Genomic DNA, 24347 nt, shown 5'->3' on the forward strand with positions numbered 1-24347 from the left:
TTTCAGAGGACCCCTTGCGCTCGATGCATTGTCGATATATCGTCGATAACGTCAAGAACAACGAGAGAGCCTGAGGAGGCTGTCATGCACAACGCAGAGAATCGAGAATTCGGACACTTCGGTCGCGGTCGTGGACCCGGCCCCGCGGAATTCGGTCCCGATCGGCGGCAGTTCCGCCGGGGCGGGCGACACGGGCACGGTCCCGAGTTCGGGCCGGGCTTCGGCCCCGGGTTCGGCCCGGGTTTCGGTCCCGGCTTCGGTCGTGGACGCGGCCGCGGCGGCCGGGGCAGGCGCGGTGACGTGCGCGCCGCGGTGCTGCTGCTGCTCGTCGAGCGGCCCATGCACGGCTACGAGCTGATCCAGCAGATCCGCGAGCGCAGCGACGACATCTGGCGTCCGAGCCCGGGGTCGATCTACCCCGCCCTGGCCCAGTTGGAGGACGAGGGACTGGTGCTCATCGAGAAGGTGGCCGGTCGCAAGACCGCCCAGCTCACCGGCGAGGGCAAGGCCTATGTCGAGGCCAATCGCGAGGAACTCGGTGACCCGTGGGCCGAGGTCAAGCAGGACGTCGGCGCCCAGGCGCTGGATCTGCGCGGCCTGGTCGGGCAGGTCATGGGCGCGGTCGGTCAGGTCGCCCAGGTCGGGACGGCGGAGCAGGCGGCCAAGGCCGCCGAGGTGCTCACCGAGACCCGGCGGGCGCTGTATCGGATCCTCGCCGAGGACGATGTCACGCCCGGGGACGACCCCCGATAATTCAGGGCACTCATACCCTCTTCCCGGGGGTGCGAAACCTGTGCGGACGGTGTAATTCTTTGGGATATGGAACAGCCGCGGCGCAGGTGGGTTTGGGGAACGGCACAAAGGCGACGAACGGGCGCGATCGCCTTAGCCGTGGCCGCGGTGTTCGCGGCGACGCTGACCTCGCCCGCCGCCGCCGAACCGGCCGGATACCGGCCCGCCCTGGTGCCGAACGAGCCGGGTCCCCGGCAAACCGACCATCTCGCCGCCGCCCGCTACCTCGACACGCATCCCACCGCGGTTCCGTTGGGGGTCAACAACTTCGGCTGTAAGCCGACCGCCGACCATCCGCGTCCGGTGGTGCTCGTGCACGGTACCGACTCGAGCGCGTACTCCGATTGGGCGGGTATCGGTCCGCAGCTCGTGGACGCGGGCATGTGCGTGTTCGCGCTCAACTACGGCGGCGCGCCGGGCGCCGACACCTACGGCACCGAGGACATGCGGGTCAGCTTCGCCCAGCTCGCCGCGTTCGTCGACGACGTGCTGGCGGTCACCGGGACCACGAAGGTCGACCTGGTCGGCTTCTCCCAGGGCGCCACGGTCAGCCGCTACTACGTCAACAAGCTCGGCGGGGCGGCGAAGGTCGGCACCTGGGTCGGCCTCGCCTCGCCCAGCTACGGCGGCGTCATGTACGGCCTGGTCCCGGTGGGGCAGGCGGTGCCCGGGATGATGGACGTCTTCGCCGAGGTCACCTCGACGGCGGCGGTCCAGCAGGCGCAGGGCGAGCCGCTCATGGTCGAGCTCAACGCGGGCGGCGACACCGTGCCCGGCGTCCGCTACGTCACCGTCGGCAGCCGCGTGGACGAGATGATCCAGCCCTTCAACAACATCGCCCTGCACGGCCCGGGCGCGGAGAACCTGGTCCTGCAGGATCTGTGCGCCGACGACCTGACCGGACACTTCCACATGGTCTACGACCCGTTCGTGCAGCAGCTGCTGCTGCGGGTGCTGGATCCGGCCCACGCGCCGGCGCCCGTGTGCACACCGGTCGCGCTCGGCACCGGCATTCCCCAGGTGATCATCGCCGGGAACTCCTGACGACCACGCCGGGCGGGAGCATCGGCCGCGGTCACTAGAATGGGACGACCGCACTTCGTCCAGCCGGGAGCCGCCGCGTGACCATTCAGCCCGTTCGCCTGTTCGGCGATCCGATTCTGCGTTCCCGTGCGGATGCGGTCACCGAGTTCGGTGCCGAACTCGGTCAGCTCATCGCCGATCTCACCGAGACCATGCACGACGACGGCGGGGTCGGGATGGCGGCGCCGCAGATCGGGGTCGGGCTGCGGGTGTTCGTCTACGACACCGGCGACGCCGCGGGCCACGTGGTGAACCCGCAGTGGTCGGCGATCGGCGACGAGGAGCAGGTCGGGCCGGAAGGCTGCCTGTCGATCCCCGGCGTGCGTTACGACGTGCGCCGGGCGTTGCGGGTCGAGGTCTCCGGCGTCGACAGCGCCGGTGCGCCGGTCGAATTCGAGGCCGAGGGGCTGCTCGCGCGGTGTGTGCAGCACGAGACCGATCACCTCGACGGCGTGCTGTTCGTCAGCAAGCTCGAGCCCGGCGACCGGAAGGACGCGATGCGGACCATCCGCGAATCCGACTGGTTCCGCAACGGCGTCACCGTGCGTGAGTCCAGCGGTGTCGGCGGTGGCCGCTGATGCGCGTCGTCTTCGCAGGCACCCCCGAACCCGCGGTGCCGTCGCTGCGGCGGCTCATCGACAGCGATCGGCACGAGGTGATCGCCGTGGTCACCCGGCCCGATGCCGTCGCCGGTCGCGGTCGCAAGCTGCTGCGCTCGCCGGTCGGTCAGCTCGCCGACGAGCACGGCATTCCGGTACTCACCCCCCGCAAGCCGGCCGACCCCGAGTTCGTCGCCGCGCTGACCGAGCTCGCGCCGGACTGCTGCCCCGTGGTCGCCTACGGTGCGCTGCTGCCCCAGCAGGTGCTCGATATTCCCGCCCACGGCTGGATCAACCTGCACTTCTCGCTGCTGCCCGCCTGGCGCGGCGCGGCACCGGTGCAGGCGGCGATCGACGCCGGTGACGACATGACCGGCGCGTCGACCTTCCGCATCGAGGCCGGGCTCGACACCGGCCCGGTGTACGGCGTGATGACCGAGAAGATCAACGTCACCGACACCGCGGGCGAGCTGCTCGGTCGGCTGGCCGAGGGCGGCGCGGTCCTGCTGGAGCGGACCCTCGACGGAGTGGAAGACGGGACGCTGCAAGCGATTCCGCAATCCGCCGACGGCGTGTCCTACGCGCCCAAGGTGACCGTGGAAGCGGGCCGGATCCGGTTCGACGAGCCCGCACTGGCCATCCACCGTCGCATCAGGGCCGTCACCCCGGCGCCCGGCGCGTGGACCGAGATGAACGGACTGCGGCTCAAACTGGGCCCGGTCGAGATGGTGGAGGAAACCTTGCCCGAAAGCGAGATCGAGGTGCGCAAGTCCGGCGTCTTCGTCGGTACGTCGACCACAGCGATCCGGCTCGGGCAGGTCCAGCCACCCGGTAAGAAGATGATGAACGCCCTCGACTGGGCCCGCGGCGCGCGCCTGGCACCGGGTCAGGTGATCGGATGAGCGCCTCCGATCGCCGGCGCCGCCGGGAAGCCGACGCCCGCGGCGGCACGACGCCCCGGGACGAGAAGAAGGTCGCCGGCAAGGACGTCGACGGCGGCTGGGCGGCGCGTGCCGCCAAGGGCGGCGGGACGGTCCGCGCGGGCGGCGCAGCTCCGCAGCGCACCGGCGGTGCGCGCTGGGCGGACGCTCGCGGTGAGGCCGCCGACCGGCGGTACGGCGGTACGGACGACCGGCGCGAGAGTGCCAGTGGGCGTGGCGCGAGCGACTGGCGTCGGGACGAGCGGGGCCGGGGCTCGAGCGGCAGCGACGAGGGCACTCGTGGCGCGGGCGACCGGCGGCGTGGCGCGGGCGATTCGCGCGGTGGCGGCGAGAGGGGTCGTGCGAGCGATCTCCGGGGTCGCGGTGGCGATCGGAGTCGTGGGGACGGCGGGCGCGCGTCTGCGGATGATCGCGGTGGCGACGGCACACGGGCGAGCGGTCGCGCCGACGATCGGCGTGGTCGGGACGACCGATCGGGTGGTCCGCAAGGTCGTGGTGGTGCGACCGGCGGTCGGCCTGCCGGGGATCGCGGTGCGCGCGTGACGGATTCGCGCGGTGGCGCCGGGGATCCTCGTGGGGGCGCGGGGCGCGACGGTGGTGCTCGCACGGGTGGCGATGCCGCGCGTGGTGGCAAACGGCCGGCGAGTGAGCGTGGCGGTAGCCAGGCCGGGCGAGGTACCGAGCGCAGGCGTGAGGATCGGCCGGATCCGAGTGTGCCGAGTCCGCGCAAGCGGCGCGGCGAGCCCGTCGATCCGGCGCGCGAAGTGGCCCTCGATGTGCTGCGCGCGGTACGTGATCGCGATGCCTACGCCAACCTGGTGCTGCCGAAGCTGTTGCGCGAGCGCAAGATCAGCGGACGCGATGCCGCGTTCGCGACCGAACTCACCTACGGTGCGAGCCGGTCGCAGGGGCAGCTCGACGCGGTGATCGCGGCGTGCGCCGGCCGCCCGGTCGCCGAGATCGACGGGCCGATCCTCGACATCCTGCGCTTGGGCGTCTACCAGCTGCTGCGCACCCGCACGAGCGCGCACGCCGCGGTCGACACCTCCGTCGACCTGGCCCGCGCCGAATTCGGCCAGGGCCGTGCCGGTTTCGTCAACGCGGTGCTGCGCCGGGCGGGGGAGAAGACGGTCGAGCAGTGGGTGGCCGAACTGGCGCCCGCCGATCCCGTCGGCGGTCTCGCCTTCGAATACGCCCATCCCACCTGGATCGCCCAGTCCTTCGCCGACGCGCTCGGCGCGCGGGCGGGCGAGCTGGGCGCGCTGCTGGCCGCCGACGACGAGCGCCCGGTCGTGCACCTGGTCGCGCGGCCCGGTGAGATCACCGCCGAGGAACTCGCGCTGGTCACCGGCGGCGAGGAGGGCCGCTGGTCGCCGTACGCGGTGTACCTCGACGGCGGCGACCCCGGTCAGCTGGAGCCGGTCCGCGAGGGCATCGCGGCCGTCCAGGACGAGGGCAGTCAGCTGGTCGCCCTCGCGCTGACCAGGGCGCCCCTGGACGGCCCGGATCAGGGCCGCTGGCTCGATCTCTGCGCGGGACCGGGTGGCAAGGCGGCGCTGCTGGGCGCGCTGGCCGCGATCGACCTGTTCACCGTCGACGCCGTCGAACCGGCCGAGCACCGGGCCGAACTGGTCCGCAAGTCCACCCGTGGGCTGCCGGTCACCGTGCATGTCACCGACGGCCGCGACAGCGGGCTGACCCCAGGCTACGACCGTATCCTCGTCGATGCGCCGTGCACGGGTCTCGGCGCGCTGCGCCGCCGTCCGGAAGCGCGCTGGCGGCGCACCCCGGCCGATGTGCCGGAACTGGTCACCATGCAGCGCGAACTGCTCGCCGCCGCCTGGGACCTGCTGCGCCCCGGCGGGGTGGTCGTGTACTCGACCTGCTCGCCGCATCTGGCCGAAACCGTCGGCGTCGTCGGCGATTTCGTCCGCCGCTCGGGCGCCGAGCAACTCGACACCCGCGAGTACCTGCCCGGTGTCACCGATCTGGGCGACGGCCCGTCGGCACAGTTGTGGCCGCATCGCCACGGCACCGACGCGATGTTCCTCGCGGCCCTGCGCAAACCGCTCGGCTGACCCGGCGCCGCCGACGCGGCGGTGTCGACATCACGCCAGGTACCCGCTGCGCTGCGTCGCCGCGGGCCGCGCTGCCTTCGTCGGAGTTGGACCCGGCGACGGGCAGACACGCGACATTCGTCCAATCGTCGCGCCCCGCGGCGGCGCAGAATCGGTGCATGGCGATGACATGGGAACAGGTGGTCGCGGTGGCGACGGCGCTACCGGGTGTCGAGGAAGGCACCTGGTGGCGCACTCCGGGACTGAAAGTCGGTGGCAAGGGCTTCGCGCGGTTACGCGTCGAGGCCGAGGGCGGCCTGGCCCTGCTGTGTGAACCGGCCGAGAAGGAAGCGCTGCTGGCCGCCGGCGACCCGGCGTTCTATACGACACCGCACTACGACGGGCATCCGTTCATCCTGATCGATCTCACGGCGGTCGATCCCGACCAGCTCGCCGAACTCGTCGACAGTGCCTGGTGGCTGCGGGCGCCGGCCCGGATGCGGCGCGAACGGCAGGGCGCGGCGGGGACGTCGTTGTCCCGGCGCGACGGGTAGCTCAGTCCCGTTCGGACAATTCGCGCAGGCGGGCAAGGGTTTTCGCGAGGATGCGCGAGACGTGCATCTGGGAGATTCCCAGCTGGGCGGCGATCTGGGTCTGGGTCATCGATTCGAAGAAGCGCATCGTCAGGATGCGGCGCTCGCGTTCGGGCAGCCCGGCCAGCAGCGGACGAACCGCGATGTACTCCTCGACCCGGTCGAACTGCGATTCCTCCTCGCCCAGGGTGTCGAGCAGCGACGCGTCGCTGTCGCGACCGACCGACGCGGCATCGATCGAGGTCGGCTGATACGCGTTGCCCGCGATGACCGCCTGGGTGACCTCGTCGGGGTCGACCTCGAGCTCGGCCGCGATCTCCTTCGCGGTGGGGGAGCGGCCCAGCCGTTGCGACAGCTGGTCGACCGCGGCCCCGATCCGGAGGTGGGTCTCCTTGACCCGGCGCGGGACCCGCATCGCCCAGGTGTTGTCGCGGAAGTAGCGCCGGACCTCACCCATGATCGTGGGCACCGCGAAGGACAGGAAGTTCGAGCCGCGGCTGAGGTCGAACCGGTCCACCGCGTGCACCAGGCCGACGCGCGCCACCTGCGACAGATCGTCGAACGGTTCGCCGCGACCGCTGAACTTCCTGGCGATGTGGTCGGCCAGGGGGATGCAGCGGTTGATCAGCGCGTCACGCGCCACCGCGTGCTCGACGCTGCCGGGCGTGGTCGCCGCCAGCCGCTCGAACAGGACGCTGACGTCGTCGTATCCAGAGACCGGTTCCTCGGTCTCGGTGTCGTCGACGGTGTCCTCGGCGGGGTTCTCCGGTTCGGTGACGGTGTCGGCGCGGGTCTCCTGGTCGGGCTTGTGGTCTTCGGTGGTGTCTTCGCCGTGCACTACGCCTTCCCCCGGACCCGACGGAATCGGACCGTCGTCGGATAGCCGGACACGGCCGCGTCGAAGCCCGCCTGATCGGCGGTCACCTCGTCGCTGAGCGTGCGCAGCACATGCCAGCCGAAGCTGCGCTGGTCGGGCATGCCCTCGGCCGCGGCCACCCCGTCGACGCGCACCAGCAGTTCGGTGTCACCGACGACGAATTCGCAGGTGAGCGCCGAATCGGGCGCGGCGATCGCGATGAGCGTCGAGCAGACCTCGTCCACGGCCAGGCGCACGTCGGCGACCTCGTCGAGGGTGAAATCGCTGAGTAGGACCAGGGTTTCGGCCAGCCCGCGCAGGATCGGCAGCTGGTTCAGTGATGCTGCTACGCGAATCTCCACCGGGGCGCTGAACAGCCCTTGTTCCGCCGAAAAATTGGTCACCCTATGGAGGCTACCCACATCCCGGCAGGGCAATCACCATTTGGTCGCTACACTTGCGCGCTGTGTCCACACCGACGTTCACCCGCCCGGCCGCGCCGATGATCGCCCCGTCCATCCTGTCTGCGGACTTCGCGAATTTGGCCGCCGAGGCCGCCGCTGTCGAAGGATCCGACTGGCTCCACGTCGACGTGATGGACGGCCATTTCGTGCCGAACCTCACACTCGGCCTGCCCGTCGTGCAGAGTCTGCTCAAGGCGACCGACATCCCCTTCGACTGCCACCTGATGATCGACGACCCGGGCCGCTGGGCGCCGGGCTACGCCGAGGCGGGCGCCTACAACGTCACCTTCCACGCGGAGGCGACCGACGACCCGATCGCGGTGGCCCGCGACATCCGCGCCGCGGGCGCCAAGGCCGGGCTCTCGGTCAAGCCGAACACCCCGATCGAGCCGTACCTGGAAATCCTCAAGGAATTCGACACCTTGCTCGTGATGAGCGTCGAACCCGGCTTCGGCGGGCAGTCGTTCATCCCGGGCGTGCTGGAGAAGGCGCGGATCGTGCGCAATCTCGTCGACGCGGGCGAATTGCGGCTCGTCGTGGAAATCGACGGCGGCATCAATACCGACACCATCGAACAGGCCGCCGCGGCCGGCATCGATTGTTTCGTCGCCGGCTCGGCCGTCTACAACACCGCCGATCCCGGCGCCGCCGTGCAGACCCTGCGCAGCATGGCGACGTCGGCTTGGCTGTAGCGCGCGAATCCGGTCAGAGGGAGCGGAGTTTGCGGGTGCCCAGCGCCCGCGCCGCGTCGATCACGGCGTGCAGCGGGGGCCGGTTGTCGGCGGCCTCCGGAGCCTGCACCCAGGTGCGGTAGCCGGTGCGCTCGTCGTCGGGCGAGGGCAGCACGATCTGGCTGCCGTTGCACGCGACCGTGGCGTAGAGCCGGAACAGCTCGGCGGAGGCGGTGGCGGTCAGGGTCTCGGGGCGGCACGGGCCGGTCAGGAACGTCCAGCGCCTGGCCCGTGGGTGGTCGACCACCGGGCCCGCGATCGCGGCGCCGCGCAACCGGGCCTGCACCCGCTCGCCGAGATCACCCGGCATGGTGACCGCGCCGTAATGCGCGCCGATCTGGAGCAGAATGCGACGGGAGTCCGGATCGATCGTCGCGGGCAGGTGGAGTTCCCGCCGATAACGGACGCAACGAATTTCCAGCGTGGAATCGACCAATGTGCTCACGCGGCACCCCCACATCTTTCGAACCTGTTGTGACCCACAGTGTTGTCTGACTTCCTGGAGTGGTGGACTATCCCTGGGTCGAACTCCCCGCGGCCTGGCCGCAGGTCGGATGCGCCACCGACCTGCCCATGATCATCAGTTGAACGGCAAGAATCGGTGACGTAACAATATTGCGTCAATGGCATCCGCGGCGCAAGCATTCGAATCACCGTGTTTCGAGTTCGGAATTCCGGGGTAAAAGCCAGGTTAGAGCCGTCGAGTGAATGGCCGGGACCGGTTCGCCGAAAATTCGATTGAACGATTACCGCCGGAATGATTAACGGTGGGGTTGCGTCATGTCGATGTCTGTTTGCCGACCGTTCGATGCGCCGCCGCTCGTTTTCCCGGACGTGATCATGCTCGAGGTCTGATTCGACCCCGACCCGTCGGGGCTCACGGAGCTCGCCACTAGGCTGTGCGCGAGCGGGTACCGCCGGGAATAGCGGCCACGCACCTGCTGTTGGGCCCAACGGGTACGGATGACGCGACAAGGGAGTGCAGGCATGTTCACAGGGATCGTCGAAGAGCTGGGCGAGATCGTCGCCACCGAACAGCTGGCCGACGCCGCCCGGTTGACGATCCGCGGCAAGCTGGTGACTTCCGATGCCGGACACGGTGATTCGATCGCCGTCAACGGTGTCTGTCTGACCGTGGTCGACGTGGTCGACGGCGACAGTTTCACCGTGGACGTCATGGCCGAGACGCTGAACCGGTCGAGCATCGGCGCGCTGGTCGCCGGCTCCCGGGTCAACCTCGAGCGGGCCGCGGCGCTCGACAGCCGCCTCGGCGGTCACCTCGTGCAGGGCCACGTCGACGGCACCGGCACCGTCCTCTCGCGGACCCCGTCGGAGAACTGGGAGGTCGTGCGGATCTCGCTGCCCGACGCGATCGCGCGGTATGTGGTGGAGAAGGGCTCGATCACCGTCGACGGCGTCTCCCTCACCGTCTCGGGCCTCGGCATCGCCGACGAGCCCGCCGCGGACGGCAATCGCGACTGGTTCGAGGTGTCGCTGATCCCGACCACGCTGGCGCTGACCGTGCTGGGCACCGCCCCGGTCGGCACCATGGTGAATCTCGAGGTCGATGTGATCGCCAAGTACGTGGAGCGACTCGCCCAGCGCGGATGACCACCAGGCGGCATGCGGTCATCGGAACCACCGATCGCACGTCGTAATGTGGTATCCGATGCGAATCGAGGCCGGCAGGCCGAGAAACACGCGGCCCCGGCCGCCAAGATTACGGAGCAAGCAGACGTGACCAGGTTGGACAGCATCGAGCGCGCGGTCGCCGATATCGCGGCCGGTAAGGCTGTCGTCGTCGTGGACGACGAGGATCGTGAGAACGAGGGCGATCTCATCTTCGCGGCCGAGAAGGCCACCCCGGAGCTGGTCGCGTTCATGATCCGCTACACCTCCGGTTACATCTGCGTGCCGCTGACCGGCGACGACTGTGACCGCCTCGGCCTGCCGCCCGCCTACGCGATGAACCAGGACAAGCACGGCACGGCCTACACCGTCTCGGTCGACGCGCGCGAGGGCATCACCACCGGCATCTCCGGCGCGGACCGCGCGGTCACCATGCGGCTGCTGGCCAGCGCCCAGGCCAAGGCCGACGAGTTCACCCGGCCGGGTCACGTGGTGCCGCTGCGCGCCAAGGACGGCGGCGTGCTGCGTCGCCCCGGCCACACCGAGGCCGCGGTCGATCTGGCCCGGATGGCCGGACTGCGCCCGGCGGGCGTGATCTGCGAGATCGTCAGCCAGAAGGACGACGGCCACATGGCCCGCACCGACGAGCTGCGGGTCTTCGCCGACGAACACGACCTGGCGATGATCTCGATCGCCGACATGATCGCCTGGCGGCGTAAGCACGAGAAGCACGTCGTGCGGGTGGCCGAGGCGCGGATCCCGACCGCGCACGGCGATTTCAAGGCGGTCGGTTACCAGAGCATCTTCGACGAGGCCGAGCACGTCGCGCTGGTGCGCGGCGACATCGCCGACGGTGAGGACGTGCTGGTGCGCGTGCACTCCGAGTGCCTGACCGGCGACGTCTTCGGTTCGCTGCGCTGCGACTGCGGTCCGCAGCTGGACGCGGCGCTGGAGATGGTCGACGCCGAGGGCCGCGGTGTCGTGCTCTACATGCGCGGGCACGAGGGCCGCGGCATCGGCCTGATGCACAAGCTGCAGGCCTATCAGCTGCAGGACACCGGCCGCGACACCGTCGACGCCAACCTCGATCTGGGCCTGCCCGCCGACGCGCGCGACTACGGCACCGGGGCGCAGATCCTGGTCGACCTCGGCATCCGGTCGATGCGTCTGCTCACCAACAACCCGGCCAAGCGTGTCGGGCTCGACGGGTACGGCCTGCGGATCACCGAGCGGGTGCCGATGCCGCTGCGCGCCAACGCCGAGAACCTGCACTACCTGCGCACCAAACGGGATCGGATGGGCCACGACCTGATCGGCCTGGACGACCTGGATCTGGGCGAAACCGCGCAGTGATCACCACGCACACTCCCGAAAGGCGACAACGATGAGCGGCACGGGTGTCCCGTCCTTCGCGCTGGCCCAGGCCAAAGACCTCAAGCTCGGCATCGTCGCCTCGCGCTGGCACACCGAGATCTGCGACACCCTCGTCGCCAACGCGCAGCGGGTCGCGAAGGAAGCCGGCGTCGAGCAGGTGACCGTGGTGCGCTGCGCCGGTGCGATGGAACTGCCGGTGGTCGCCCAGGAACTGGCCCGCACGCACGACGCCGTCGTCGCGCTGGGCGTGGTGATCCGTGGTGGCACACCGCATTTCGAGTACGTGTGTGACGCGGTGACCGCGGGCCTGACCCGGGTGTCGCTGGACGCGGCCACTCCCGTCACCAACGGTGTGCTGACCACCAACGACGAGGAGCAGGCGCGCGACCGCGCCGGGCTGCCCGGTTCGGCGGAGGACAAGGGCGAGCAGGCCTGTGCCGCCGCCCTCGACGCCGCGCTCACCCTGCGCGCGCTGCGATCGGCGTGACCGTGCCGGTGGTGCGGACCTGGCGGCGCGGTTCGGGTGCCCCCGAACCGGAGTCGGCCTGGGAGTTCGAGGTCCGTCCGCGCCGGGCGATCCGGACCTCGGTGGTCGTCGCGATCGTCATCCTGGTCTTCTTCACCTTCGGCGGTCTGCTGCTGCGCACCGGCTCGACCGGTGTGAATTTCCGCTTCGCCGACCAGATCGCGATGATCCTGATCGGCGTGCTGGGCGCGGCCGCGGTCCTGCTGCTCACCCGTCCCCGGGTGCGCGCGGGCGCCGCGGGCGTCTCGGTCCGCAACATCCTCGGTGACCACGAGTACCCCTGGTCCTACATCCGTGGCGCGTCCTTCCCCGACCGCAAGTCCTGGGCCCGCCTCGAACTGGCCGACGACGACTACGTCCCCATGCTCGCGATCCGCTCCAACGACAAGTCCCACGCCGCCGACGCCATCGAACGCCTCCGCGAACTCGGCGCCAAGTACGCCGCACCCGGCACCGACCCGGCTCGGTAGTCTCGCGGGCATGACGCCCGCGCAGGTCCTGGCCGCCGCCTTCGCCGACGACCCACTGATGAGCTACCTCTGGCCGGACCCGGCACGCCGCCGAAAAGCGTTGCCGCTGCTGTGGGAATCGCGTCTGGCCTCCCGTCGCCGGCACGGCGCGGTCGACCTCGCCTACGCCGACGACGGCTCCGTCGCCGCCGTCGCGATGTGGGAGCCGCCCGGGGTGGAGTCGACCCTCGCCAAGCGGATCACGCTGCTGCGTGCCCTCGGCCGGAGCCTGCCCAAGGCGCTGCCCGCGCTGCGCAGTATCGACGGCACCCGGCCGCACGAGCCGCACCTGTATCTCGCGACCATCGGCACCCGCCCGGATCGGCAGGGTCGTGGGCACGCGGCCGAGCTGATCCGGCGGCGCATGGACAGCGCCGCCGGGCCTGCGTTCCTGGTGGCGACCCGGGCGTCGAACGTGCCGTTCTACGAGCGGTTCGGCTTCCGGGTGACCGACCCGGTGCGGGTGGCCGAGGTCGAGCTGTATCCGATGGGGGCGCGGCCTTAGCGGGTGTCGCCGAGGACGGCGCCTTCGCGGCGGGGGTCGGCGCCGCCGATCCAGCCGTCCTTGCCGTCCCGTTGCAGGGCGCTCAGGCCGCTCGATTGCGGTGCTACCGAGACCTGGTGGCCCATCGCGCGCAGGCGCTGGACGAGGGGGTCGTGGTCGCCGTTGTCGGTGGCGTCGATGGCGGGGTGTTCGCCGCCGATGCCGGTGACCGGGGTGTTGCCCGCGCCGAAGGAGACGCCCGAGACCGCCTGCTGGGGGTCCAGGCCCCAGTCCAGGGTGTTGATCAGGGTCTTCACCACGAACTGGATGATCACCGAGCCGCCGGGGGAGCCGGTGACCAAGGTGAGGTCGCCGCGGTTGCCCGCGTCGTCGCGGTCGAAGACCAGGGTGGGCGCCATCGAACTGCGCGGGCGCTTGCCGGGCTGCAGGCGGTTGGCCACCGGGGTGCCGTCCGGGTCGAGCGGGTCGGCGGCGAAATCGGTGAGCTGGTTGTTGAGCACGAAACCGTCGACGAAGTGGAACGAACCGAACGCCGACTCGACCGTGGTGGTCATGGCGGCGGCGTTGCCGTACTTGTCGACGACGGAGATGTGGCTGGTGCCGTGCTCGGGCGGCTGCGGGCCGTTGCCCAGCGGGACCGGCCCGAGGTCGCCCGGCTTCGCGGTGCCCATACTGCGCTGCGGGTCGATCAAGGTGGACCGCTGCTTGAGGTACTGCGGATGCACCAGCGAGAGCACCGAATTGCCCGGCAGTGGAACGAAATCCGGGTCGGCGACGTACTTGTTGCGGTCGGCGTAGGCGAGCCGCTCGGCCTCGGAGATCAGGTGCACGGCCTGCGCGTCGGGCCGACCGCCGTCGGCGTCGAGGTCCTGGGGGCGCAACGACGGGATGTCGAAGTTGGCCAGGATGCCCAGCGTGGCGGCGACGGTGCTGCCGCCCGAGGACGGCGCGGGCATGCCGCACAGCTCGAACTTGCGGTAGCCGGTGCACAGCGCGGTGCGCTTCTTGGCCTGGTACCCGGCCAGATCGCCGGCGGTCAGCAGGCTGGGCGTGCGCCCGCCCGCGGTGCTGCCCGCCGCCTCGACGATGTCCTGGGCGATGGCGCCGCTGTAGAACGCCTGCGCGCCGTCGCCCGCGATCGCGGACAGCGTCTTGGCCAGGGCCGGGTTGGTCAGGACGGTGCCGGACTTCTTCGGCGAGCCGTCCGCCTCGAGGAAGTACCCGCGGGCGTCCTCGTCGGCGGCCAGGTCCTTGGCCGACTCGGCGATCTGGCCCGCCAGCCGGGGACTGATCTCGAAACCGCTGTCGGCCAGGCTGATCGCCGGGTCGAACAGTTCCTTCCACGCGGTCAGCCCGTGGTCGCGATGGGCGAGTTCGAGCATCCGCAGCACCCCGGGCACTCCGATCGAGCGTCCGCTGGCCCGGGTGTTCGGGGCCGGTTCGGTGCGGTCGGTGTCGCTGACCCAGCGCAGGTAGTTCTCGGTGGCCGCGGCGGGCGCGGTCTCGCGGCCGTCGTAGGCCTCGACGGTGCGTGACTTCGCGTCGTAGTGCACCAGGAACGCGCCACCGCCGATGCCGGAGGCCTGCGGCTCGACCAGCCCGAGCACCGCCTGTGCGGTGACCAGCGCGTCGGCAGCGGTGCCGCCGTCCCGCAGTACCCGGCACGCGGCCTCGGTGGCCAGCGGGTTCGCGGTGGAGACCGCGTAGGTGCGGGTGCGCACCGCGGTCATGCCCGAGCGGTAGCCCGACGCGATCTCCGGGTTCGTGCTGAGGTTCTGCGTGGTCGGGGCGTTCGTCGCCGGAGCGGCCGAGACGGGCGTACCGTTCGGCGTACTCGTGCACTCGGCTGCCGCGGAGTCCTCGGACGAGCAGCCCGTCAGCAGACCCACCGTGAGAAGTCCGGCCGCCGCGGCCCCGATCCACGTCTGTCGCCTTGGCGTCATCCTGGCAGCGTAACCCCGCGCGGCCCGGCCCGGCCGATTATTTCCCGGTGACGGGCACGCGAATGTTCGGTTGACGAACCAGTTTCCGCCCGGCGACCGGTCGCGGGCTCGCTACCCTGGCGACATGGACATCGACGCGGTGCTGTTCGACTTCTCCGGCACGGTCTTCCGCCTGGAGGACGATCGGACCTGGGCCGACGAGCTGATCGGCGACGACGGCACCCCGTTCGACGTCGCCGCGAAAGCCGAAGTGCTGCGCCGGATGACGGCCCCCGTCGAGCAGTTCATGACCTTCGACGCGGCGGGTCAGCATGCCTGGGACCACCGCGATCTCGACCCGGCCCTGCACCGGCACGCCTACCTCGAGGTGCTGCGCGGCTCCGGTGTCCCCGACACCCAGGCCACGCGCCTGTACGACCGCCTCATCGACCCGCTGGCGTGGACCCCGTACCCCGACACCGGCCTCGTGCTGGAAGCCCTGTCCGCTCAGGGCATTCCGATCGGCATCGTCAGCAATATCGCCTTCGACATCCGCCCCGCCTTCGCGAAACACGGCTGGGACGCACTGGTCGGCGCGATGACGCTGTCCTACGAGGTCGGCGCGATCAAGCCGAACGCCGCGATCTTCCGCGACGCCACCGACCGGCTCGGCGTCGACCCGGAACGGGTGCTGATGATCGGCGACAGCGCCGAGGCCGACGGCGGCGCCGCCGCGCTGGGCGCGCGGTTCGCCCTCGTCGAGCCACTGCCGACCGCTGACCGTCCGCGCGCCCTGATCGCGGCGCTCAGCGCCCACGGCATCGGTCTCGACGGCGCCGCGACCACCTGATCGGGGCGGGGCCGGCGAACCACCGCGGTACGACGGTCACCGGGAGCGCGCGTCCGCTCAGCGCTCGCGGGTGAACCAGGCAGAGGCCGTGGGACGCAGCAGCAGGGCGACGATCGCGCCGTTGGCGACGATGCCGACGGCACCTGGTGGGAGCCCGGTGAGGATCCCGGTGCACGAGACCAGCCCGGCCAGCCCGGCGACGCCGATCGCGGCCTTTCTGACGAGGTCGCCACCGCGTCCGAACAGCACCGCCAACGGGACCAGCGCGAACGTCGGCAGGTAGCCCGCGATCAGGACGCCGAGTGAACCGTGGGTGCCGAGCGCGACAGTGACCGCGATCAGCACGATGCCGACCAGCGTCGCGACGCAGGCGATCAACCGGGCACCGCGCACGCTGCCCGGCATCACCCCGGCCGGGGTCGCCTCGTCGTCGAACAGGTCGTCGGCGGGGAGGGTGGGCGCGTTGGTCATCGAAGGTCCTTTCCGGCACGGAGTCCGGGCCTCCACGCTACACAGCGCGTGCGCCCGGCCGGCCCACCGCCGGTGCGCGGTCGGCGGTGCCGGTCTGTCGGACGCGCTCGCTAGGCTGGATGGGTGGCAGATCCCGCGACGTACCGGCCGGCGCCGGGCACCATTCCCGTCGAACCCGGTGTCTACAAGTTCCGGGACGTGCACGGGCGCGTCGTCTACGTCGGCAAGGCCAAGAGCCTGCGCAGCCGGTTGAACTCCTACTTCGCCGACGTGTACTCGCTGCACCCGCGGACCAGGCAGATGGTGACCACGGCCGCGAGCGTCGAGTGGACCGTGGTGTCCACCGAGGTGGAGGCTCTGCAGCTCGAATACAACTGGATCAAGGAATTCGATCCGCGGTTCAATGTCCGCTACCGCGACGACAAGACCTATCCGGTGCTCGCGGTGACGCTCGACGAGGAGTATCCGCGGCTGTTCGTCTACCGCGGCGCGCGCAAGAAGGGCGTGCGCTACTTCGGTCCCTACGCGCACGCCTGGGCGATCCGCGAGACCCTCGACCTGCTGCTGCGCGTGTTCCCCGCGCGCACCTGTTCTAACGGAGTCTTCAAGCGGCACAACCAGATCGGACGACCCTGCCTGCTCGGCTACATCGACAAGTGCTCGGCGCCGTGCGTCGGTCGGGTCACCGCCGGCGAGCACCGCCAGATCGTCGACGACTTCTGTGACTTCCTCTCCGGCAAGACCGACAAGATGGTGCGCGCGCTGGAACGGCGTATGCACGAGGCCGCCGACGACCTGGACTTCGAGACCGCGGCCCGGCTGCGCGACGACGTGCAGGCGCTGCGGCGCGCGCTGGAGAAGCAGGCCGTGGTCCTGGGCAGCGGCACCGACGCCGACGTGATCGCCTTCGCCACCGACGAACTCGAAGCCGCCGTCCAGATCTTCCACGTCCGCGACGGGCGGGTGCGCGGCCAGCGCGGCTGGGTGGTCGACAAGTCCGGTGACGCGCTCGATGTCGCCGAGTCCGGCACCGAACTCGCGGCGCTGGTCGAGCAGTTCCTCACCCAGTTCTACGGCGAGCAGGCCGCGCTGGCCGACCAGAACGCCGACGGCGACGTGGTGGTGGTGCCGCGCGAGGTGCTGGTCCCCGAACTGCCCGCCGACGCCGAGGAGATCCAGGACTGGCTGAGCAGGCTGCGCGGCTCGGCCGTCTCGCTGCGCGTGCCGCAGCGCGGTGACAAGAAGGCGCTGGCCGAGACCGTGCAGCGCAACGCGGGCGAGGCGCTGGCCCAGCACAAACTCAAGCGCGCGGGCGATCTGACCTCCAGATCCCAAGCGCTGCAAGATATCCAGGATTTCCTCGATCTCGACAGCGCGCCCCTGCGGATCGAGTGCGTCGACATCAGTCACGTGCAGGGCACCGATGTCGTCGCCTCGCTGGTGGTCTTCGAGGACGGGCTGGCCCGCAAGTCCGACTACCGGCACTACGCGATCAAGGAGGCGGCGGGCGACGGCCGCTCCGATGACGTCGGCAGCATCGCCGAGGTGACCCGGCGCCGCTTCGCCCGGCTCGCCAAGGACCGGCAGCAGGCCGTCGACGTCGAGGTCGACGACGCCGACGAGCCGACCTCGCGCCCCGGTGTCGATCCGACCACCGGTAAGCCGCGCCGCTTCGCCTATCCGCCGAACCTCTACGTCGTCGACGGTGGCGCGCCGCAGGTCGCCGCGGCCGCCGAGGTGCTCGACGAACTCGGCATCACCGATGTCGCGGTGATCGGCCTGGCCAAGCGCCTCGAAGAGGTGTGGGTGCCGGGCGAACCCGACCCGGTGATCATGCCGCGCAACAGCGAGGCGCTCTACCTGCTGCAACGCGTGCGCGACGAGGCGCACCGCTTCGCGATCACCTTCCACCGCAGCAAGCGCTCGCGCCGGATGACGGCCTCGGCGCTGGACTCGGTGAAGGGACTCGGTGAGGCGAGGCGGACCGCGCTGGTCACCCACTTCGGTTCGGTCGCCCGGATCAAGGACGCGACTGTCGACGAGATCACATCGGTGCCCGGCATCGGGGTCTCCACGGCGAAAGCAGTGCTGGAAGCGCTGAACAGCCCGTAGCCGAGGAGGGGCGGATCGCAGGACGCAACATTGCGAGTGCCGTACGTTGTGTGTCTGCGCCCGATACCCGAACCGGTGCGGGATGATCGAAAGGCACCCAGAAACGGATCCGGTAGGACATGACACGCGTCGAATCGAACAATAATGCGGGGGCGGTACCCGGACAGGCCGGGGCGGTCTCCGATACACAGCAACCAGTAGAAGTGGTCATCGTGACCGGCTTGTCCGGCGCGGGCCGCGGCACCGCCGCGCGCGTATTGGAGGATCTCGGCTGGTACGTCACCGACAACCTGCCGCCCGAACTGATCGGGCGGATGATCGAGCTGGGCGCCGCCGCCGAACCACCGGTCCGGCGTCTGGCGCTGGTCATGGACGTGCGCAGCCGTTTCTTCACCGGTGACCTCTCCGGTGTCACCGAGCAACTGCGCTCGGCGGGCATCCGGACACGAGTGCTGTTCCTCGAGGCCTCCGACGACGTACTGATCCGGCGATTCGGTTTCGCCCGGCGCAGGCATCCACTACAGAGCGACAGCCCCGACGGCACCCTCTCGGCCGGTCTGACCGCCGAGCGGGTCCGGCTCGCGGCGGTCAAGGCGGCGGCCGATGTCGTCATCGACACCACCGAGCTGTCGATCCACCAGCTGCACCGCAAGCTGGAGGAGGTCTACGGCGCGGGCGCGCCCGCCGCGCTGCAACTGACCGTGCAGTCGTTCGGGTTCAAGTACGGTGTTCCACTCGACGCCGACATGGTGTTGGATGTTCGATTCCTGCCCAACCCGCATTGGATTCCCGAACTGCGGGAACACACGGGTCAGGAATCGGTGGTCAGCGACTACGTGTTGTCGAGGCCGGGTGCGCAGGACTACCTGCAGACCTGCCACCATCTCGTCGACCTGACCACGACCGGATACCGCCAAGAGGGGAAGCGATACATGACGGTGGCAGTGGGGTGCACCGGCGGCAAGCATCGCAGCGTCGCGATCGCCGAGGCACTCGGTGAGCGCATCGGCGCCGATACCGGGCACGCGGCCGTGGACGTCGTCCGCGTCGTGCACCGGGATCTGGGGCGCGAATGAGCGGATGGGAAGCCGACCCAGCCGTCGTCGCGCTGGGCGGCGGACACGGGCTCTACGCGACCCTGACGGCGGTCCGCAGGCTGACCAGGCGGATCACCGCGGTCGTCACCGTGGCCGACGACGGCGGGTCTTCGGGCAGGCTGCGCGGCGAACTGGGCATGCTGCCGCCGGGCGACCTGCGGATGGCGCTGGCCGCGCTGTCCGAGGACGCCGACGGCGTGTGGACGACGACGGTGCAGCACCGCTTCGGCGGCACCGGCGCGCTGGCAGGCCATTCGGTGGGCAATCTGATCCTGGCCGGCCTCACCGATGTCCTCGGTGATCCGGTGGCCGCACTCGACGAGGTGGGCAGACTGCTGCGGATCACCGGCCGGGTGCTGCCCATGTCGCCGGTTCCGCTCGACATCGAGGCCGAAGTCTCGGGCCTGGAATCGGATCCGCGGATCGGGCGCAGTGTGCGGGGCCAGGTTGCGGTGGCGACCACGCCGGGTAAGGTCCGGCGGGTGCGGCTGATTCCGTCCGATCCGCCTGCCAGCCCCGAGGCCACCTCGGCCATCGAGCACGCGGATGTCGTTGTGCTGGGCCCGGGTTCATGGTTCACCAGCGTCATCCCGCATGTGCTGGTGCCGCAACTGCACGACGCGCTGGTACACACCAGGGCACGCAAGGTGCTCGTGTTGAACCTGGCCGCCGAGCCGGGCGAGACGGCCGGCTTTTCCGCCGAACGTCACCTGCATGTATTGTCCCAGCACGCACCGGATTTCGCGGTCGACGAGGTGCTCGTCGACTCGGCGTCGGTGCCCGAGGGGCGGCAACGGGAACATGTGGCAAGAGCCGCCGAACAGTTGCGCGCACGGGTAACGTTCTGCGATGTCGCCGAGCCGGGAACGGATCGGCATCATCCCGGAAAACTTGCCGCCGCACTGGATCAGCTGATCCGGGCGCCGCGGCCGCAACTGGCAGGGCTTCGAGTCGAGGGACGGCACACGGGATCGGATGTGCGTTCCGGGTCGGTGGGAAAGGAGCGCGTCTCGTGGCGATGACAGCCGAGGTGAAGGACGAGCTGAGCAGGCTCGTGGTGTCGCAGGTCAGCTCGCGCAAGGCGGAATTGTCGGCCCTGCTGCGATTTGCGGGCGGTCTGCACATCGTCGGGGGCCGGGTGATCGTCGAGGCCGAGGTGGACATGGGTTCCATCGCGCGGCGACTGCGCCGGGAGATCTTCGAGCTCTACGGGTACGGCTCCGACGTGCACGTGCTCGGCGCGGGAGGGTTGCGCAAGACCTCCCGCTACGTGGTGCGGGTGTCGAAGGAGGGTGAGGCGCTGGCCCGCCAGACCGGTTTGCTCGACGTGCGCGGACGCCCGGTTCGCGGCCTGCCCGCCCAGGTGGTGGGCGGCAGTATCGGTGACGCCGAAGCGGCCTGGCGCGGAGCGTTTCTCGCGCACGGCTCGCTGACCGAGCCGGGCCGGTCCTCGGCGCTGGAGGTGAGCTGCCCCGGCCCGGAGGCCGCGCTGGCCCTGGTCGGTGCGGCTCGTCGGCTCGGCATCACCGCCAAGGCTCGTGAGGTGCGCGGCACCGACCGAGTCGTGGTGCGCGACGGCGAGGCGATCGGCGCCCTGCTCACCCGGATGGGCGCGCAGGACACCAGGCTCACCTGGGAAGAGCGCCGGATGCGCCGCGAGGTCAGGGCGACCGCGAACCGGCTCGCCAACTTCGACGACGCCAACCTGCGTCGCTCGGCGCGGGCGGCCGTCGCCGCGGCCGCGCGGGTGGAGCGGGCGCTGGAGATCCTCGCCGACGACGTGCCCGACCATCTGGCCGCCGCGGGCAGGCTGCGGGTCCAGCACCGGCAGGCCTCGCTCGAGGAGCTGGGGCAGCTGGCCGAGCCGCCGATGACGAAAGACGCGGTGGCGGGCCGGATCCGGCGCCTGCTGTCGATGGCTGATCGGCGGGCCAAGGACCTGGGTATTCCCGACACCGAGTCGGCGGTGACGGCGGAGCTGCTCGACGACGCGTAACCCGGGCATTCGCCGTGCGCTGTGGCGAATCCGACGTTTAGGGCAGAGCGGTCATACATGACCGCTCTGCCCTCTATTCTGTGGTTCCCGCAGGCAGGGGGCCGGGAACCTCACAAATCGCAGGTGGCTGTCGTGAAGCCGGTGTCGGCTACTACTGTGGTTCCCGTCGGAATGAATCCGCTTGAAAGCTGAGGAGCGATAACGTGACTGTCCGGGTAGGTATCAACGGCTTCGGTCGTATCGGACGTAACTTCTTCCGTGCGGTGGAGGCGCTGAAGGCTGTCGGCAAGACCGATATCGAGATCGTCGCGGTCAACGACCTCACCGACATCAACACCCTCGCCACGCTGCTGAAGTACGACTCCATCCTGGGTCGGCTGCCGCAGGACGTCTCCGTCGACGGTGACGTGATCGTCGTGGGCGAGCAGCGCATCAAGGCGCTGGCCATCAAGGAGGGCCCGTCGGCGCTGCCGTGGGGTGACCTGGGTGTCGACATCGTCGTGGAGTCGACCGGCATCTTCACCGACGCCGCCAAGGCCAAGGGCCACCTGTCCGCGGGCGCCAAGAAGGTCATCATCTCCGCGCCGGCCTCCGGCGAGGACATCACCATCGTGATGGGCGTCAACGACGACAAGTACGACGGCAGCCAGAACATCATCTCCAACGCCTCGTGCACCACCAACTGCCTCGGCCCCATCGCCAAGGTCCTCAACGACGAGTTCGGCATCGTACAGGGTCTGATGACCACCATCCACGCGTACACCCAGGACCAGAACCTGCAGGACGCGCCGCACAAGGACCTGCGTCGCGCCCGCGCCGCGGCCCTGAACATCGTGCCCACCGGCACCGGCGCGGCCAAGGCCATCGGCCTGGTGCTTCCCGAGCTGCAGGGCAAGCTCGACGGCTACGCGCTGCGCGTTCCGGTCCCGACGGGCTCGGTCACCGACCTGACCGCGACCCTGGCGAAGCCGGCCACCATCGACGAGATCAACGCCGCGATGAAGGCTGCCGCCGAGGGCCCGCTGCAGGGCATCCTGAAGTACAACGTGGACCCGATCGTGTCCAGCGACATCGTCACCGACCCGCACTCCTCGATCTACGACGCCCCGCTGACCAAGGTCATCGGCAACGAGGTCAAGGTCGTGTCCTGGTACGACAACGAGTGGGGCTACTCCAACCGCCTCGCCGACCTCATCGGTCTCGTCGGCAAGTCGCTCTGACCGCGATGACTGTTCAGACACTGCAGGATCTCCTGGCCGAGGGTGTCGAGGGCCGGGGCGTGCTCGTGCGCTCCGACCTGAACGTCCCCCTCGACGACAACGGACAGATCACCGACCCGGGCCGCATCATCGCCTCGGTGCCGACCATCCAGGCGCTGGTCGAGGCCGGCGCCAAGGTGGTCGTCATGGCCCACCTGGGCCGCCCCAAGGGCGAGCCGGACGCCAAGTACTCGCTGGCCCCCGTGGCCGTGAAGCTGGCGGAGCTGCTGGGCCGCAACGTCCAGCTGGCCGGTGACGTGGTGGGCTACGACGCGCTCTCGCGTTCGGAAGGCCTCACCGACGGCGACGTGCTGCTGCTGGAGAACGTGCGTTTCGACGCGCGCGAGACCAGCAAGGACGACGCCGAGCGGGCGAAGCTGGCGGCCGCCTATGTCGAGCTGGTCGGCGACGACGGCGCGTTCGTCTCCGACGGTTTCGGTGTGGTGCACCGCAAGCAGGCCTCGGTCTACGACGTCGCCCAGCAGCTGCCGCACTACGCGGGCACGCTGGTGGCGGCCGAGGTCGAGGTGCTGCAGAAGCTCACCCAGGACCCGGCTCGTCCCTACGCCGTGGTGCTCGGCGGCTCCAAGGTCTCCGACAAGCTCGCGGTCATCGAGGCGCTGGCCCCCAAGGTCGACACCCTGGTGATCGGCGGCGGCATGTGCTTCACCTTCCTTGCCGCACAGGGCCTTTCGGTGGGCACCTCGCTGCTGCAGGAAGAGATGATCGACACCTGCAAGGATCTGCTCGAGCGCTTCGGCGACGTGCTGCACCTGCCGGTCGACATCGTCGCGGCCGACAAGTTCGCCGCCGACGCCGATGCGAAGACCGTCGCCTCGACCGAGATCCCCGACGGCTGGATGGGCCTGGACATCGGCCCCGAGTCGGTGGCCCGGTTCTCCGCGCTGCTGACCGAGGCGAAGACGGTGTTCTGGAACGGCCCGATGGGCGTGTTCGAGTTCGAGAAGTTCGCCGCGGGCACCCGCGGGGTGGCCGAGGCCATCGTGACCGCGACCGGCAAGGGCGCGTTCACCGTGGTGGGCGGCGGCGACTCGGCGGCCGCCGTGCGCACGCTCGGCCTGCCCGACGACGGCTTCTCGCACATCTCCACCGGTGGTGGCGCGTCCCTGGAATATCTGGAAGGCAAAGAGCTGCCCGGTATTTCGGTGCTGGAGGGCTGAGCGATGGCACGTAAGCCGCTCATCGCGGGCAACTGGAAGATGAACCTCAACCACCTCGAGGCCATCGCGCTGGTGCAGAAGGTGGCCTTCGCGCTGCCGGAGAAGTACTTCGCCAAGGTCGACGTGTCGGTGATCCCGCCGTTCACCGACCTGCGCAGTGTGCAGTCGGTGGTCGAGGGCGACAAGCTCCTGCTCACCTACGGCGCGCAGGACGTGTCGGTGCACGACTCGGGCGCCTACACCGGTGAGATCAGCGGGTCGATGCTGGCCAAGCTGGGTTGCACCTTCGTGGTGGTCGGGCACTCGGAGCGTCGTCAGTACCACAACGAGGACGACGCGACCGTGCTGGCCAAGGCCAAGCAGGCGCTGAAGAACGAGATCACCCCGATCGTCTGCATCGGTGAGGGTCTGGGCATCCGCGAGGCGGGCACGCACGTCGAGTACAACCTCGAGCAGCTGCGCGGTTCGCTGAAAGGCCTGACGGCCGAGCAGATCTCGCAGGTCGTCATCGCCTACGAGCCGGTCTGGGCGATCGGTACGGGCAAGGTCGCCTCGGCGGCGGACGCGCAGGAAGTCTGTGGCGCGATCCGGGCCGAACTGGCCGAGCTGGCCTCGCCGGAGGTCGCCGCGGGTGTCCGCGTGCTCTACGGCGGTTCGGTCAACGCCAAGAACGTCGGCGAGCTGGTCGGTCAGGCCGACATCGACGGCGCGCTGGTCGGCGGCGCTTCGCTCAAGGCGGACGAGTTCGCCACCCTGTCGGCGATCGCCGCGGGTGGGCCGCTGCCCTGATCGGGTAGAGC

The 24347-nt window shown here is 70.1% G+C and carries 26 protein-coding genes; 21 read left to right on the plus strand and 5 right to left on the minus strand.

The annotated features are described in order from the left end of the window. The first annotated feature begins 84 nt into the window (after positions 1-84). The 7 genes from ACIO52_RS13830 (at position 85) to ACIO52_RS13860 (ending at position 6026) form a co-directional block, all read left to right on the plus strand. Positions 85-753: a PadR family transcriptional regulator gene (locus ACIO52_RS13830; RefSeq protein ID WP_218715833.1), complete on the plus strand. Its 669-nt coding sequence runs from the start codon at positions 85-87 to the stop codon at positions 751-753. A gap of 66 nt (positions 754-819) precedes the next feature. Further along, entirely contained in the window at positions 820-1836 is a 1017-nt protein-coding gene (locus ACIO52_RS13835) for an esterase/lipase family protein (protein WP_402643996.1), read from the plus strand. Positions 1837-1913: 77 nt separating this feature from the next. Beyond that, positions 1914-2453 carry a peptide deformylase gene (gene def / locus ACIO52_RS13840; protein ID WP_218715832.1) on the plus strand — a complete coding sequence of 180 codons (540 nt, stop codon included), beginning with the start codon at positions 1914-1916 and terminating at the stop codon, positions 2451-2453. Next, the gene (gene fmt / locus ACIO52_RS13845; protein WP_218715831.1) at positions 2453-3376 is read left to right on the plus strand and encodes a methionyl-tRNA formyltransferase; all 924 of its coding nucleotides are present in this window, start codon (positions 2453-2455) and stop codon (positions 3374-3376) included. Before def ends, fmt begins: the two co-directional genes overlap by 1 nt. Before the next feature lie 318 nt (positions 3377-3694). After that, positions 3695-3958, plus strand: coding sequence for a hypothetical protein (locus ACIO52_RS13850; protein ID WP_402644001.1), 264 nt, complete (start codon positions 3695-3697; stop codon positions 3956-3958). A 170-nt stretch (positions 3959-4128) separates the two neighbouring features. Continuing rightward, positions 4129-5493, plus strand: coding sequence for an RsmB/NOP family class I SAM-dependent RNA methyltransferase (locus ACIO52_RS13855; RefSeq protein WP_402644003.1), 1365 nt, complete (start codon positions 4129-4131; stop codon positions 5491-5493). Between the two features lie 158 nt (positions 5494-5651). Next, entirely contained in the window at positions 5652-6026 is a 375-nt protein-coding gene (locus ACIO52_RS13860; protein WP_218718266.1) for an MmcQ/YjbR family DNA-binding protein, read from the plus strand. A gap of 1 nt (position 6027) precedes the next feature. Here the strand turns inward: ACIO52_RS13860 and ACIO52_RS13865 are convergent, their stop codons facing one another. Continuing rightward, complete coding sequence (locus ACIO52_RS13865; RefSeq protein WP_218718265.1) at positions 6028-6903, minus strand: RNA polymerase sigma factor SigF; 876 nt, start codon at positions 6901-6903, stop codon at positions 6028-6030. After that, positions 6903-7325: an anti-sigma factor gene (locus ACIO52_RS13870; RefSeq protein ID WP_402644006.1), complete on the minus strand. Its 423-nt coding sequence runs from the start codon at positions 7323-7325 to the stop codon at positions 6903-6905. The genes ACIO52_RS13865 and ACIO52_RS13870 overlap by 1 nt, the downstream gene beginning before the upstream one ends. A 98-nt stretch (positions 7326-7423) precedes the next feature. Between ACIO52_RS13870 and rpe the strand changes: the two genes are divergently transcribed. Next, positions 7424-8077 (plus strand): ribulose-phosphate 3-epimerase, encoded by a 654-nt coding sequence (gene rpe, locus ACIO52_RS13875; RefSeq protein ID WP_218718275.1) that lies wholly within the window; start codon positions 7424-7426, stop codon positions 8075-8077. Between the two features lie 13 nt (positions 8078-8090). Here the strand turns inward: rpe and ACIO52_RS13880 are convergent, their stop codons facing one another. Continuing rightward, a complete protein-coding gene (locus tag ACIO52_RS13880) occupies positions 8091-8561 on the minus strand; it encodes a hypothetical protein (protein ID WP_308248466.1) in 471 nt (156 codons plus the stop codon). A gap of 542 nt (positions 8562-9103) precedes the next feature. Here ACIO52_RS13880 and ACIO52_RS13885 point away from each other — a divergent pair. From ACIO52_RS13885 to ACIO52_RS13905, 5 genes are all read left to right on the plus strand, one after another. Next, the gene (locus ACIO52_RS13885; RefSeq protein WP_218718262.1) at positions 9104-9727 is read left to right on the plus strand and encodes a riboflavin synthase; all 624 of its coding nucleotides are present in this window, start codon (positions 9104-9106) and stop codon (positions 9725-9727) included. Positions 9728-9853: 126 nt separating this feature from the next. Next, positions 9854-11098 carry a bifunctional 3,4-dihydroxy-2-butanone-4-phosphate synthase/GTP cyclohydrolase II gene (locus ACIO52_RS13890; RefSeq protein ID WP_218718261.1) on the plus strand — a complete coding sequence of 415 codons (1245 nt, stop codon included), beginning with the start codon at positions 9854-9856 and terminating at the stop codon, positions 11096-11098. Between the two features lie 31 nt (positions 11099-11129). After that, positions 11130-11606, plus strand: a complete 477-nt coding sequence (gene ribH / locus ACIO52_RS13895) for a 6,7-dimethyl-8-ribityllumazine synthase (RefSeq protein WP_218718260.1) — start codon at positions 11130-11132, stop codon at positions 11604-11606. Then, positions 11603-12115 carry a PH domain-containing protein gene (locus tag ACIO52_RS13900; RefSeq protein WP_218718259.1) on the plus strand — a complete coding sequence of 171 codons (513 nt, stop codon included), beginning with the start codon at positions 11603-11605 and terminating at the stop codon, positions 12113-12115. The genes ribH and ACIO52_RS13900 overlap by 4 nt, the downstream gene beginning before the upstream one ends. A gap of 10 nt (positions 12116-12125) precedes the next feature. Next, positions 12126-12659 (plus strand): GNAT family N-acetyltransferase, encoded by a 534-nt coding sequence (locus ACIO52_RS13905; protein WP_402644013.1) that lies wholly within the window; start codon positions 12126-12128, stop codon positions 12657-12659. On the opposite strand, the gene ACIO52_RS13910 is transcribed toward ACIO52_RS13905, so the two are convergent. Then, the gene (locus ACIO52_RS13910) at positions 12656-14602 is read right to left on the minus strand and encodes a gamma-glutamyltransferase family protein (RefSeq protein WP_316575306.1); all 1947 of its coding nucleotides are present in this window, start codon (positions 14600-14602) and stop codon (positions 12656-12658) included. The genes ACIO52_RS13905 and ACIO52_RS13910 overlap by 4 nt on opposite strands. Before the next feature lie 124 nt (positions 14603-14726). Here ACIO52_RS13910 and ACIO52_RS13915 point away from each other — a divergent pair, with 124 nt between their 5' ends. Continuing rightward, positions 14727-15431 (plus strand): HAD family hydrolase, encoded by a 705-nt coding sequence (locus ACIO52_RS13915; protein ID WP_218718256.1) that lies wholly within the window; start codon positions 14727-14729, stop codon positions 15429-15431. A gap of 57 nt (positions 15432-15488) precedes the next feature. Here ACIO52_RS13915 and ACIO52_RS13920 read toward each other — a convergent pair whose 3' ends face one another. Further along, a complete protein-coding gene (locus ACIO52_RS13920) occupies positions 15489-15902 on the minus strand; it encodes a hypothetical protein (protein ID WP_218718255.1) in 414 nt (137 codons plus the stop codon). 123 nt (positions 15903-16025) lie between these two features. Here ACIO52_RS13920 and uvrC point away from each other — a divergent pair, with 123 nt between their 5' ends. From uvrC to tpiA, 7 genes are all read left to right on the plus strand, one after another. Further along, a complete protein-coding gene (uvrC, locus tag ACIO52_RS13925; RefSeq protein WP_218718254.1) occupies positions 16026-18014 on the plus strand; it encodes an excinuclease ABC subunit UvrC in 1989 nt (662 codons plus the stop codon). Between the two features lie 119 nt (positions 18015-18133). Continuing rightward, entirely contained in the window at positions 18134-19090 is a 957-nt protein-coding gene (gene rapZ, locus ACIO52_RS13930) for an RNase adapter RapZ (protein ID WP_402644017.1), read from the plus strand. Further along, positions 19087-20133 (plus strand): uridine diphosphate-N-acetylglucosamine-binding protein YvcK, encoded by a 1047-nt coding sequence (yvcK, locus tag ACIO52_RS13935; RefSeq protein WP_218718253.1) that lies wholly within the window; start codon positions 19087-19089, stop codon positions 20131-20133. The genes rapZ and yvcK overlap by 4 nt, the downstream gene beginning before the upstream one ends. After that, a complete protein-coding gene (gene whiA, locus ACIO52_RS13940) occupies positions 20124-21107 on the plus strand; it encodes a DNA-binding protein WhiA (RefSeq protein ID WP_019047780.1) in 984 nt (327 codons plus the stop codon). The genes yvcK and whiA overlap by 10 nt, the downstream gene beginning before the upstream one ends. A gap of 203 nt (positions 21108-21310) precedes the next feature. Further along, positions 21311-22327 (plus strand): type I glyceraldehyde-3-phosphate dehydrogenase, encoded by a 1017-nt coding sequence (gene gap / locus ACIO52_RS13945; protein WP_218718252.1) that lies wholly within the window; start codon positions 21311-21313, stop codon positions 22325-22327. Positions 22328-22332: 5 nt separating this feature from the next. Then, positions 22333-23547, plus strand: a complete 1215-nt coding sequence (locus ACIO52_RS13950; RefSeq protein ID WP_255587657.1) for a phosphoglycerate kinase — start codon at positions 22333-22335, stop codon at positions 23545-23547. A 3-nt stretch (positions 23548-23550) separates the two neighbouring features. Further along, positions 23551-24336: a triose-phosphate isomerase gene (gene tpiA, locus ACIO52_RS13955; RefSeq protein ID WP_255587656.1), complete on the plus strand. Its 786-nt coding sequence runs from the start codon at positions 23551-23553 to the stop codon at positions 24334-24336. Positions 24337-24347 lie beyond the last annotated feature (11 nt).

This window comes from Nocardia sp. NPDC087230, from assembly GCF_044744725.1.
In the GTDB taxonomy this organism is placed as follows: Bacteria; Actinomycetota; Actinomycetes; order Mycobacteriales; family Mycobacteriaceae; genus Nocardia; species Nocardia canadensis.

Bases quoted from the DNA above. Each gene is read 5' to 3' on its own strand.
- ACIO52_RS13830 (WP_218715833.1), top strand. From the start codon at position 85: ATGCACAACGCAGAGAATCGAGAATTCGGACACTTCGGTCGCGGTCGT.
- ACIO52_RS13835 (WP_402643996.1), top strand. From the start codon at position 820: ATGGAACAGCCGCGGCGCAGGTGGGTTTGGGGAACGGCACAAAGGCGA.
- fmt (WP_218715831.1), top strand. From the start codon at position 2,453: ATGCGCGTCGTCTTCGCAGGCACCCCCGAACCCGCGGTGCCGTCGCTG.
- ACIO52_RS13860 (WP_218718266.1), top strand. From the start codon at position 5,652: ATGGCGATGACATGGGAACAGGTGGTCGCGGTGGCGACGGCGCTACCG.
- rpe (WP_218718275.1), top strand. From the start codon at position 7,424: ATGATCGCCCCGTCCATCCTGTCTGCGGACTTCGCGAATTTGGCCGCC.
- ACIO52_RS13885 (WP_218718262.1), top strand. From the start codon at position 9,104: ATGTTCACAGGGATCGTCGAAGAGCTGGGCGAGATCGTCGCCACCGAA.
- ribH (WP_218718260.1), top strand. From the start codon at position 11,130: ATGAGCGGCACGGGTGTCCCGTCCTTCGCGCTGGCCCAGGCCAAAGAC.
- ACIO52_RS13905 (WP_402644013.1), top strand. From the start codon at position 12,126: ATGACGCCCGCGCAGGTCCTGGCCGCCGCCTTCGCCGACGACCCACTG.
- ACIO52_RS13910 (WP_316575306.1), bottom strand. From the start codon at position 14,602: ATGACGCCAAGGCGACAGACGTGGATCGGGGCCGCGGCGGCCGGACTT.
- ACIO52_RS13915 (WP_218718256.1), top strand. From the start codon at position 14,727: ATGGACATCGACGCGGTGCTGTTCGACTTCTCCGGCACGGTCTTCCGC.
- ACIO52_RS13920 (WP_218718255.1), bottom strand. From the start codon at position 15,902: ATGACCAACGCGCCCACCCTCCCCGCCGACGACCTGTTCGACGACGAG.
- rapZ (WP_402644017.1), top strand. From the start codon at position 18,134: ATGACACGCGTCGAATCGAACAATAATGCGGGGGCGGTACCCGGACAG.
- yvcK (WP_218718253.1), top strand. From the start codon at position 19,087: ATGAGCGGATGGGAAGCCGACCCAGCCGTCGTCGCGCTGGGCGGCGGA.
- ACIO52_RS13950 (WP_255587657.1), top strand. From the start codon at position 22,333: ATGACTGTTCAGACACTGCAGGATCTCCTGGCCGAGGGTGTCGAGGGC.
- tpiA (WP_255587656.1), top strand. From the start codon at position 23,551: ATGGCACGTAAGCCGCTCATCGCGGGCAACTGGAAGATGAACCTCAAC.